We start from the raw sequence: 10,401 nt of genomic DNA, 5'->3' as shown, positions 1-10,401 counted from the left end.
GAATTAATTATTATAATAATACCGAAATTATGATTATACTTACTTTATTTAATGTGTTTTTTTATTTAATTTGTTATTTTAGAATTTTATTCGTTGTTAAAAATTCTTTTAAAAAATAATTCAAGCATTTTAGCTAGTATTAAAAATCCATCTTTGAAAGCATTTACTTTTTTTTTACCTCCAATTCTTTTAAGTTCATAGCAGGGGAAATCGATATAATTATAATTAAATTGCTCAACTTTTATTGGTAATTCGACACAAATTTTAAAATCCCCACTTTTTAATTTTAATTTTTTTGCTAATTTTGTCTCTCCTATTACATAGGTATATAAAATATCTGAAATTTTTAATTTAAAGAAAATATTTCCTATAATCGAAAAAAATTTATTTCCCACGTAGGTAATTAAAGTATCATCTTCACTTCCTCCGTTTTTAATATATCTAGATCCAAATATAAATGAATTATTCTTTGTTAGTTTCATCATTTTATTAATTTCATTTGGGTTCATAGAGCCATCTGCATTAATTATACAAAAGTACTTTGTATCTATTTGATTAATTCCTTCTATTAAGGCATTTCCATATCCTGTTTTTCTGCTTATATAAATTTTAATGTTTTTTGATTTTTTTATTAATTTTTGGTATTGAATTTTATCATTTTTATCGACAACAAGTAATTTTTTTAAATCATATTTATTTAATTTTTTTAAAAAAATTCCAAGAGACTCTTTTTCTTTCTTTACAGGTATTAAGAGGGTTAAATTTTTTTTCATTTTAAAATTTTTTTTTAATTATGATTGTAAATTTCATACTATATCCTAATAATTTTTAATATATAAAGCGCAAAATTTGTTATACTTAAATTTGTTGAGTATCTTCATAAATCAATTAATTAATAAATGAAACAAATAAAATATAATATTAAATTTGTAAATTTTAGACAAATCAGTAAATGAAAATTTTAGTAAAATTTATTTTAGATCTATTTGATACAATTACTGAAATTAAAACAACAAAGTTTCTTAAAAAAATATTATCTAATGACATTAATGTTTTAATTGATGTAGGATCACACAAAGGTGAATATATTTCAAATATAATAAAAAATTTTAAATATAACAAAATTTATTCATTCGAGCCAAACCCAAAAATTTTCGATGAGTTAAATAAAAAATTATCAAATAAAAAAAATATTAAATTAAATCTTTTAGGAGTTGGCGATTGCGAGAAGATAGAAACCTTACATCAAAACTTAGAAAGTTCATCAACTTCAATTAATGAGCTAAATACATCATCAAAATATTTTAAAAAAAAATATTTTTTTTTAAACCCGTTCAATAATAAGTTAGTCACTAGGCCAATTGAAATAAAAGTAATAACATTATCCTCATTTATAAAGAATAATGAGATTCCCAATATAGACTTATTAAAAATAGATACTGAAGGATATGAGTTAAAAGTTATAAAGGGTTTAGGTGAGGAAATAAAAAAAATTAAATTTATTCATTTTGAACATCATTTCGATGATATGATAATAAAAAACTATAATTTAAGCAATATTCACAATTACTTAGGCAAATATAAATTTCAAAAAATTTTTAAAATAAAAATGAAATTTAGAAAATCTTTTGAATATATTTATAAAAATAATAATCAAGTTTTATGAATAAGGATTTAGTTACTGTAGTTATAACATCTTATAATAAAAAAAAATTTATTAAAAGAAGTATTCAATCTGCTCTAAATCAAACTTATAAAACAAAAGAGGTAATTGTATTTGATGATAAATCGAGTGATGGATCAACAAATATAATTAAAAATATTAAAAATATTAAATTTTTTATTAATAAAAAAAAAATAAATAAATCAAATCCATTAAATCAATTAAGTGCAATATTAAAATGTATTAAAAAATCAAGAGGTAAATATATTTTTTTACTTGATGGAGATGATTATTTCAAAAAAAAAAAAATTGAACATTTTTTAAGATATTTTAGTGAAAATCATAATATTAATGTCATTCAAGATAAACCATTTATCACTGAAGAAAAAAAAATACTTCACTTAAAAAAAAAAAATCATTTCTTTTCAATTTGGCCAAGTATTTACCCTACAAGCACAATTGCAATTAGGAAGCATTTTTTTATAGAGTTTATAAATTTTATTGAGCGCAACAAGTACCCAAATTTAGAAATTGACTCGAGGCTGGTAATGTATGCGAATTTAAAAAATAAATTAAAAGTTTTAAATAAATCTTACACTTTTTATAATACTGATCCTAAAGGAATAAGTTCAAAATATAAAAAATTTAGTAAACTCTGGTGGAAAAAAAGAAATGAAGCATTTGATTATCTTCAATATTTGTATCGTAAGTTAGGAAAAAAATTTTATAAAGGATTTGATTATTTTATCACAAAATTTATTATGTTATTTGTCGGTAGATAGGTTGTTTTTTTCACTTATCATTAATCCATAATTTATCCAAAAAATAGTTGCCGCAAAAGTAGTAAAAAAACTTCCACTTGGCAAAATAGGCATCAATGAAAATATAAAGTATAACAATGTTGTTAATACATATTGATTATTATTTTTAGTAAAATTTTTAACTGCAAAAAATATTGAAAAAACATTAAATAACATAAACAACAAGTAACCAAAAATACCTGTTTCAGATAATAATTCTATATGAACTTGATGTGGATGTGTTGATGCACCATGGTCATTAAAAATAAGTTTTTTGTTTTCATAAATATCCTTTCCACTTTCAATTCTAAAATTATTTATGCCAACACCAAAAAGTTTATTTTTTTCAAAAATCTTAATTCCCCTATCATAATTTGAACCGTATACAGTGTTCTCTAATAAAATCATTGGATTTTTATGTTTAATCAATGGTTCAATCATTTGACCATAAAATCTTACTTTATATTCATTACTAGAATTTATAACAATAAATGAAACTAATAATATTATTAGTGAAAATAATATTTTTTTTAAGAAATTTTTTTTTTCGAATAAAAGAAAAAAAATGAAACTTATTGAAATAAATCTTAAAAAATTTGCTCTTTCTCCAATTATTAATGACACAAAAATTCCAAATAAAATGAATAGCAATAAAATAAAACTGTTTTTTGTAAGATTAAAAAAAGTTACATAGCAAATTATAAAAAATCCTAAATACAAATGACCTATTTTTAATTCATCACCTAAAAAACCACTTAACCTTCCTTTCATAGGAGAACTAAAGCCCATAAAATTCTGTCCTGTTAAATATTCAAAAATTAAATCAAATGAAATTATAATAAAAGTTACTAGCCAAAATAAGTATACTTTATGTTTCAATTTATCAGTAGAAATTTCAAAAAAAAATTTAATTGCTAGAGCTAGCAAGATAAATCTTAAAAAACCAATTACTCTTAATAGACTGTTTTCAAAGTTAGTGCTAAAAAATAAATTAATTATAAAAGATAGCCACAATAAGCTTAATAAAACGAAATATTTATTTGTAAAAATACTGAATGACTTATTTTTAATAATTATAATTAAGAAAAGGATACCAATACATATAGTATTTAAATTAATTATTAAGCTTCCTAATAAAAAACATAATGGATATATTGCAAAATTGATTCCAAGTAAAATTAGTAAACCGTCATCATTTAAGCCTATTGTTAATTTTTTTAACATTATATTTGATTAATTATTTAATTTATTTAAGAACATAATTATTTATATATTAAATAATAAATAACAAATGAAGAAAATAATAGTCGTAACAGGTGGTGCAGGGTTTGTTGGATCTAATCTTATAGAATATCTTATTAATAAATCTAACTTTAATATTATCAGTTTAGATAATTATTCTTCTGGTTCAAAAAAAAATCATATTAAAGACAAAAGAGTAAAATATATAAAATCACATACAAAAAATATAAGTAAAGTTTTAAATAATAAAAAGAAATATATCCATTCTGTTTTTCATTTTGGAGAATTTGCAAGAATATATCAAAGTTTTAAATTCATGAACGAGTGTATTGAAGCAAATTCAATTGGTACTCATGAAGTTTTTAATTTTTGTCTAAAGAATAAAATTAAACTTATTTATTCCGCAACTTCAGCTTCACTTGGAAACAAAGGAAAAGACAAAAATTTGTCTCCTTATGCATTTTCCAAATCAAAAAATTTAGAAATGTTAGAAAATTTAAAAGTTTGGTTTAAATTTAAGTATGAAATTATTTATTTTTATAATGTATATGGACCCAGACAAATCTCAAAAGGAAAAATGGCAACAGTTATTGGAATTTTTGAAAATCAATACAAAAGTAAACTTCCCTTAACTGTTGTAAAGCCAGGAACGCAAAGCAGAAGGTTTACCCACATAGAAGACACTGTAAAAGTTTGTTATGATGCATGGAAATTAAATAAATGTAGACATTACAGTATTTCAAACAAAAAAAGCTACACAATTCTTCAAATAGCAAAAATGTTTAAAAGTAAAATAAAGTTTTTAAAACCAAGAGCTGGAGAAAGATATGCATCAGCTTTGACTAACATCAGTTTATCAAATAAAGTTTACAAAAAATTTGGAAAAAGAAATATAAAAAATTATATTCAACAATTTGTGCATAATTTTAGTTAATTTTAACTAAAAATATTAATTTACAAAATTTGATAATAAGGTATAAGAACGCCGCCTGGTGATTATTGCGAAAGTGTGATACCCGATCCCATACCGAACTCGGAAGTCAAGCCTTTAAGCGCCGATGGTACTTTGTCTTAAGACATGGAAGAGTAGGACGTTGCCAGGCTATAAATTTAATTATGAAAATAAAAAGTTCTTTAAAATCAGTTAAAAAAAGAGATTTAAATTCTAAATTAGTTAGAAGAAGAGGACGTGTTTACGTAATAAATAAAACTAATCCTAAATTTAAAGCAAGACAAAAGTAGATTTTATGGATAATCAAAGCCATAAAAATACATGGAATAATTTCACTAAGTTTGTTCTGTGGGGAACAATTGCTGTGATCGTTGTATTGGTTTTAATGGCAATATTCTTATTGTAAGGATCTTCAATTATGAGAATAGGGTCTGTATTAGAAAACCAGCAAAATGAAAAAAGAATTGCTGTAACGCCAGAAACGGCAAAGAAATATATTTCATTAGGATTTGATCTTATTTTAAGTAAAAATTATGGATCCCATCTAGGCATATATGATGAAGAGTATTTAGATTTAGGGGTTAAATTTTCTAGTGATGAAAAAGAAATTTTAAATGGATCTGATATAATCCTTCAAGTCGCAATGTTACCTGAAGATAAATGCTCTTTATTTCGAGAAAGCCAAACATTTATTGGAGCATTAAATCCATACTCAAATAAAGATTATTTAGAAAATTTAGCAAAAAAAAAAATAAATATTTTTTCTTTAGAATTGCTTCCAAGAATAACAAGAGCTCAATCAATGGATATATTATCTTCGCAAGCTAATTTAGCTGGTTATAAAGCTGTGATTGAATCTTTTGCAAATTTTCAAAAAGCTATTCCAATGATGATGACAGCTGCAGGCACTGTTCCAGCTGCAAAAGTTTTAGTAATTGGAGCTGGTGTTGCAGGACTTCAAGCAATAGCAACAGCAAAAAGAATGGGTGCAATAGTTTTTGCAACAGATGTAAGAACTGCCTCTAAAGAACAAGTTGAGAGCTTAGGTGGAAAATTTCTATCTGTAGAAGGATCTGAAAATCTTGAAACCGAGGGCGGCTATGCTAAAGAAGCATCAGAGGATTTTAAAACTAGGCAAGAAGATTTATTGTCTGAAACTTTAAAAAAAATTGATATAGTAATTTGTACAGCTTTAATTCCAGGAAAAAAAGCTCCATTGATAATAAAAGACAACATGATAAGTAACTTACAACCAGGATCTGTTATTTATGACTTGGCAGCGATACAAGGTGGAAATACAGCTTTAACGGAAGTGGATAATATTATTGAAAAAAATGGGGTTAAAATAATGGGTGAAAGTAATATTTTAAATAAATTACCTATTTCTGCCTCTACTTTATATGCAAAAAACATATTTAATTTTGTAGATAATTTATTCGATAAAGAAAATAAAAAAATAAATATTAATTTGGATGACGAAATAATTAATAAAACGATAATCAAATAAACTATGGAAATTGATCCTTTAATTTTTAGACTAAGTATATTTATTCTCTCAATATTTGTTGGTTATTATGTTGTTTGGAGTGTTACGCCATCTTTACACACTCCGCTTATGTCTGTAACTAATGCAATTTCATCAGTGATTATTGTTGGAGCAATAATAGCTGGATTATCGGCAAATTCAGAAAAAATATTTAATACTTCAAGTATTTTTGGTTTTTGCGCTATTGCTCTGGCAGCAATTAACATTTTTGGTGGATTTTTAGTAACCCAAAGAATGTTAGCTATGTATAAAAAAAAGAAAAAGGATAAGAAATGATATCTGCTAATCTATCGGCAATTTTTTATCTAGTATCAGGTGTTCTATTTATCCTTGCCTTAAGAGGATTATCCTCACCAGAGACATCAAGACAAGGGAATTTATTTGGTATTTTGGGAATGATTATTGCAGTTACAGTTACATTCCTATCAATAGGCAATTTTTCAAGTGGGTTCATTTTTGTTCTAATATTTATTTTAGTTGGAGGTTCGGTTGGAGCTTTTATTGCTTATCGAATACCAATGACAGCTATGCCAGAATTAGTTGCCGGATTTCATAGTTTAGTAGGACTTGCTGCAGTATTTGTTGCTATTTCTGCTTTTTTAAATCCTGAGGCATTTGGTTTAGGAATGCCTGGAAATATTAAATTAGGCAGCTTAATTGAAATGTCTATTGGAGCAGCAGTTGGGGCAATAACATTTTCAGGATCAGTAATTGCATTTTTAAAATTGCAAGGAATAATGTCTGGTTCACCAATAACATTTAAAGGTCAGCATATTATTAATGCGATTATTTTAATTTCAATAATTATTTTAATCTACTTATTGTGTTCAACACAGTCTTCCAATTTATTTTGGATTTTATTAGGTGTATCATTTTTAATTGGGTTTCTTTTAATTATCCCGATTGGTGGAGCAGATATGCCAGTGGTAATTTCGATGCTTAATTCATACTCAGGTTGGGCCGCAGCTGGTATAGGATTTACTTTAGAAAATACAGCTTTGATAATTACAGGAGCACTTGTTGGATCTTCAGGTGCAATTCTTTCTTACATAATGTGTAAAGGAATGAATAGATCATTTTTTAATGTAATTTTAGGTGGATTTGGAGCAACAGATGATGCCTCTGGCTCTTCAAATAAAGAACAAAGACCTGTTAAAAGTGGTAACGCAGATGATGCAGCCTTTTTAATGAAAAATGCCTCATCCGTAATAATTGTTCCAGGATATGGTATGGCAGTTGCTCAAGCTCAACATGCCTTAAGAGAAATGGTAGATACTCTGAAGAAAAATGATATTAAAGTTTCTTATGCCATACATCCTGTAGCTGGAAGAATGCCAGGACATATGAACGTTTTACTTGCAGAAGCCAATGTTCCATATGATGAAGTTTTTGAATTAGAGGAAATTAATAATGATTTTGCCAACGCAGATGTGGCTTTTGTAATAGGAGCTAACGATGTAACTAATCCAGTAGCAAAAACAGATCCTCAAAGTCCTATATATGGTATGCCAGTATTAGATGTTGAAAAATGTAAATCTGTCCTTTTTGTAAAAAGAAGTCTTTCACCAGGATACGCAGGTATTGATAATGATTTATTTTATAAAGATAATACACTAATGTTATTTGCAGATGCAAAGAAAATGACAGAGGATATTACAAAAAATTTATAGGATATTATAATTGAAAACAAAAATATTTTGTGACATCGCAGATTTGTATTTAATTAAAAAATTTAACAAAAAAAAAATTGTTAAAGGATTTACTACAAATCCCAGTTTAATGCGTAAGGCTGGTGCAAAAAATTACAAAGAGTATTCAAAAAAAATATTAAAAATTTGTCCTAATAAATCTGTGTCACTTGAAGTATTTGCTGATGATTATAGTAATATGATGAAACAAGCTTTAGAAATAAGCAAATGGGGTAAAAATGTTTATGTAAAAATTCCCGTAACAAATTCAAAAGGTATGTTCATGGGAAAAATTATAAAAGAGCTAAATTCGAGGAATATAAAATTAAATATAACTTCAATATACAATTCTACACAAACAAAAAAAGTATTAAACTCAATTAATAAAAAATCTAAAGTAATAATATCAATTTTTGCGGGAAGAGCTGGCGATGTAGGTAAAGATCCTATTCCAGAATTTCAAAAAAGTATAAAACTATCAAAAAAATTTAAGAATGTTGAAATTCTTTGGGCCAGCGTGAGGGAGCCCTACAATTACACACAGGCCCAACAAGTAGGTTGCCACATAATTACTATACCCCCAAACATTATTGAAAAAATAGAAAATTTTGGAAAATCCTTTAATCAATTGACACTAGAAACTGTAAAAAATTTTTTAACAGACAGCAGACTCTCAAAATTTAAAATTTAAAAAAACTTTTTCATGAAAATTAGATATTTATTTTTATTATTAATTTCAATTTCTACAATTGTGATATTTATAAGTTTATGGATATTAGTTTCAGATGGCTATGATAAACAAAATAAATTAATTTTAACTTTAAAAAAAATAATACCTCGTACCTTAGCTGTAAAAATGAGAGACACTTTATTTATTATACCAGAGCTTAAAACTCAAAATAAGTTATTACAACTCCAGGTGAATAAGTATGAACAAGGTCTTGATGGCCAAGTATTTAATGAAAAGAAAATAGTATCAGAAAAAAACAAAGAATTTTTAATTAAAGAATTTTTTCTACCCTTTAAGCAATTAGATACTAAGGCTGGATGGAATAAATTATCCAATACTTTTAGAGCTCATTATTTAGAGGTGATCAATGACAAAGTTCTGGTTCTTTCTGGTGAAGGTGAATTTATATGCTTTGATAAAAAAAATATAAACAACGATAAACTCAATCAGAAAATTATTAATAGTAATATAAACAAACTTGCTTTAGAAAATAATTTTAAGTTTTTTGGAGTAAGAGATCTTTTGTATGATGATGGTAAACTCTATATATCAATGATATTAGAAAATTCTAAAGGTTTTACAATGAACGTTTATCAAGCAGACTTTAATTTAGAATATTTAGATTTTTCAGTTTTTTTTGAGAAAAATGAATTTACAAATGAATATACAATTCAAACTGGTGGTAGGCTTGAAAAATATTTAAATGATAGTATTTTATTTAGTTTAGGAGCTGCAGAAAGTCTGAAAAATGAGAGAGTTCAAAGTAATGAGTATTTAGAAGGTAAAATAGTTGCTATCGATAAGCTTTCAAAAAAGTATAGTTTGATATCTAAAGGCCATAGAAATCCGCAAGGTTTAATCTATTACAAACCTTTAAATTTAATAATAAATACTGAACATGGCCCAAAGGGAGGTGATGAAGTGAACTTAAATTTTATAAATAAAGAAGATGTAAATGTAAGTAATTTTGGATGGCCAATTGCATCATATGGCATTGAGTATGATGGAAGTGATCCTTATAAAAAATCACATTCAGAAAATGGTTTTATTGAACCATTTAAAAATTTTACTCCATCTATTGGTATAAGTGAAATCTCATTTTTACCTAAAGAAAAGTTCTTAGATCAAAATTATCTTTTTATTTCATCTTTAAGGGCTGCATCAATATATTTACTACAAATAAATGAGGATTTCTCAAAAATTCTCGAAGAGGACAGAATTTTTTTTAGTGATCAAAGAATAAGAGATATAGAGTATGACGATGAATTAAATGTAATTTTTTTAATATTCGAGGTAACACCATCAATTGGAGTTTTAAGCTTACATTAAACAAATTCTTTAATATTTTTATTTTTATTTTGGAAAATTAAGTTGTGTATATCTTGATTTAAGCTTATACAGTTTGAGCATTCGGTATGTGATTTTACATGTTTTTTTGACACGTAAATATTACTAAAATGATGCCAAAATTTGCTATTATAAGTATTAGGGGCTCTTAGTTGTCTATTTTGAAAACCAATTGCAATATCTTCCCAAGATCTCTTATTATAAATTGTATTTAAAAATGACTCTTTTCTTATTTTTAATAAGAGATAATCATTTTCATTATTTAATCTATTAATAATTGTTTTCTTTACAAGTTCAAATTTTATTTTTTTTGAAAAGGTAATTTTAAAATTTAAATTTGAAATTTTAAAATCATCTTTTGTTAATGAAATATATAATTTTGACTCATCATGAAAATCTGAATTTAAAAAATAATTTTTAATATAATCTAAAT

The 10,401-nt window shown here is 25.2% G+C and carries 13 protein-coding genes and 1 rRNA gene; 11 read left to right on the top strand and 3 right to left on the bottom strand.

Annotated features, from left to right (window positions below; genetic code table 11):
- Positions 1-86 precede the first annotated feature (86 nt).
- Positions 87-773, bottom strand: a complete 687-nt coding sequence (locus ACTT9R_RS05270) for a glycosyltransferase (RefSeq protein WP_440926966.1) — start codon at positions 771-773, stop codon at positions 87-89.
- A gap of 179 nt (positions 774-952) precedes the next feature.
- Here ACTT9R_RS05270 and ACTT9R_RS05265 point away from each other — a divergent pair, with 179 nt between their 5' ends.
- Together ACTT9R_RS05265 and ACTT9R_RS05260 are read left to right on the top strand one after the other, a co-directional pair.
- Positions 953-1,666, top strand: coding sequence for an FkbM family methyltransferase (locus tag ACTT9R_RS05265; protein WP_440926965.1), 714 nt, complete (start codon positions 953-955; stop codon positions 1,664-1,666).
- A complete protein-coding gene (locus ACTT9R_RS05260; RefSeq protein WP_440926964.1) occupies positions 1,663-2,445 on the top strand; it encodes a glycosyltransferase family A protein in 783 nt (260 codons plus the stop codon). Before ACTT9R_RS05265 ends, ACTT9R_RS05260 begins: the two co-directional genes overlap by 4 nt.
- Here ACTT9R_RS05260 and ACTT9R_RS05255 read toward each other — a convergent pair.
- Positions 2,428-3,687, bottom strand: a complete 1,260-nt coding sequence (locus ACTT9R_RS05255; RefSeq protein ID WP_440926963.1) for an O-antigen ligase family protein — start codon at positions 3,685-3,687, stop codon at positions 2,428-2,430. The genes ACTT9R_RS05260 and ACTT9R_RS05255 overlap by 18 nt on opposite strands.
- Positions 3,688-3,754: 67 nt before the next feature.
- Here ACTT9R_RS05255 and ACTT9R_RS05250 point away from each other — a divergent pair, with 67 nt between their 5' ends.
- The 9 genes from ACTT9R_RS05250 (at position 3,755) to ACTT9R_RS05210 (ending at position 9,950) form a co-directional block, all read left to right on the top strand.
- Positions 3,755-4,639 carry an NAD-dependent epimerase/dehydratase family protein gene (locus ACTT9R_RS05250; protein ID WP_440926962.1) on the top strand — a complete coding sequence of 295 codons (885 nt, stop codon included), beginning with the start codon at positions 3,755-3,757 and terminating at the stop codon, positions 4,637-4,639.
- Positions 4,640-4,693: 54 nt separating this feature from the next.
- A 5S ribosomal RNA gene (rrf, locus tag ACTT9R_RS05245) occupies positions 4,694-4,808 on the top strand.
- Positions 4,809-4,821: 13 nt separating this feature from the next.
- A complete protein-coding gene (gene ykgO / locus ACTT9R_RS05240) occupies positions 4,822-4,947 on the top strand; it encodes a type B 50S ribosomal protein L36 (protein ID WP_041487598.1) in 126 nt (41 codons plus the stop codon).
- A 5-nt stretch (positions 4,948-4,952) separates the two neighbouring features.
- Complete coding sequence (locus ACTT9R_RS05235; RefSeq protein ID WP_440926961.1) at positions 4,953-5,063, top strand: aa3-type cytochrome c oxidase subunit IV; 111 nt, start codon at positions 4,953-4,955, stop codon at positions 5,061-5,063.
- A 12-nt stretch (positions 5,064-5,075) separates the two neighbouring features.
- Positions 5,076-6,164, top strand: a complete 1,089-nt coding sequence (locus ACTT9R_RS05230) for a Re/Si-specific NAD(P)(+) transhydrogenase subunit alpha (RefSeq protein ID WP_440926960.1) — start codon at positions 5,076-5,078, stop codon at positions 6,162-6,164.
- Between the two features lie 3 nt (positions 6,165-6,167).
- On the top strand, positions 6,168-6,479 hold the full coding sequence (locus ACTT9R_RS05225) for a proton-translocating transhydrogenase family protein (RefSeq protein WP_440926959.1): 312 nt from the start codon (positions 6,168-6,170) through the stop codon (positions 6,477-6,479).
- Positions 6,479-7,873, top strand: a complete 1,395-nt coding sequence (locus ACTT9R_RS05220; protein ID WP_440926967.1) for an NAD(P)(+) transhydrogenase (Re/Si-specific) subunit beta — start codon at positions 6,479-6,481, stop codon at positions 7,871-7,873. The genes ACTT9R_RS05225 and ACTT9R_RS05220 overlap by 1 nt, the downstream gene beginning before the upstream one ends.
- 10 nt (positions 7,874-7,883) lie before the next feature.
- On the top strand, positions 7,884-8,582 hold the full coding sequence (locus tag ACTT9R_RS05215; protein ID WP_440926958.1) for a transaldolase family protein: 699 nt from the start codon (positions 7,884-7,886) through the stop codon (positions 8,580-8,582).
- Positions 8,583-8,594: 12 nt separating this feature from the next.
- Complete coding sequence (locus ACTT9R_RS05210) at positions 8,595-9,950, top strand: PQQ-dependent sugar dehydrogenase (RefSeq protein ID WP_440926957.1); 1,356 nt, start codon at positions 8,595-8,597, stop codon at positions 9,948-9,950.
- On the opposite strand, the gene ACTT9R_RS05205 is transcribed toward ACTT9R_RS05210, so the two are convergent.
- Positions 9,947-10,401, bottom strand: a 455-nt coding sequence (locus tag ACTT9R_RS05205) for a hypothetical protein (protein ID WP_440926956.1), incomplete at its 5' end; no start/stop codon positions are given. The two genes, ACTT9R_RS05210 and ACTT9R_RS05205, sit on opposite strands and share 4 nt — an antisense overlap.

The sequence above is a fragment of the Candidatus Pelagibacter sp. genome (genome assembly GCF_052049835.1).
Lineage (GTDB): Bacteria > Pseudomonadota > Alphaproteobacteria > Pelagibacterales > Pelagibacteraceae > Pelagibacter.
Note: the sequence above shows the minus strand (reverse complement) of the source record. Positions and strands in the feature narration are given on the sequence as shown.

What these genes read in the sequence shown, in the direction of transcription:
- ykgO (WP_041487598.1), top strand. Translation starts at nt 4,822, where the DNA reads ATGAAAATAAAAAGTTCTTTAAAATCAGTTAAAAAAAGAGATTTAAAT.
- ACTT9R_RS05230 (WP_440926960.1), top strand. Translation starts at nt 5,076, where the DNA reads ATGAGAATAGGGTCTGTATTAGAAAACCAGCAAAATGAAAAAAGAATT.
- ACTT9R_RS05210 (WP_440926957.1), top strand. Translation starts at nt 8,595, where the DNA reads ATGAAAATTAGATATTTATTTTTATTATTAATTTCAATTTCTACAATT.
- ACTT9R_RS05255 (WP_440926963.1), bottom strand. Translation starts at nt 3,687, where the DNA reads ATGTTAAAAAAATTAACAATAGGCTTAAATGATGACGGTTTACTAATT.
- ACTT9R_RS05260 (WP_440926964.1), top strand. Translation starts at nt 1,663, where the DNA reads ATGAATAAGGATTTAGTTACTGTAGTTATAACATCTTATAATAAAAAA.
- ACTT9R_RS05250 (WP_440926962.1), top strand. Translation starts at nt 3,755, where the DNA reads ATGAAGAAAATAATAGTCGTAACAGGTGGTGCAGGGTTTGTTGGATCT.
- ACTT9R_RS05225 (WP_440926959.1), top strand. Translation starts at nt 6,168, where the DNA reads ATGGAAATTGATCCTTTAATTTTTAGACTAAGTATATTTATTCTCTCA.
- ACTT9R_RS05270 (WP_440926966.1), bottom strand. Translation starts at nt 773, where the DNA reads ATGAAAAAAAATTTAACCCTCTTAATACCTGTAAAGAAAGAAAAAGAG.
- ACTT9R_RS05235 (WP_440926961.1), top strand. Translation starts at nt 4,953, where the DNA reads ATGGATAATCAAAGCCATAAAAATACATGGAATAATTTCACTAAGTTT.
- ACTT9R_RS05265 (WP_440926965.1), top strand. Translation starts at nt 953, where the DNA reads ATGAAAATTTTAGTAAAATTTATTTTAGATCTATTTGATACAATTACT.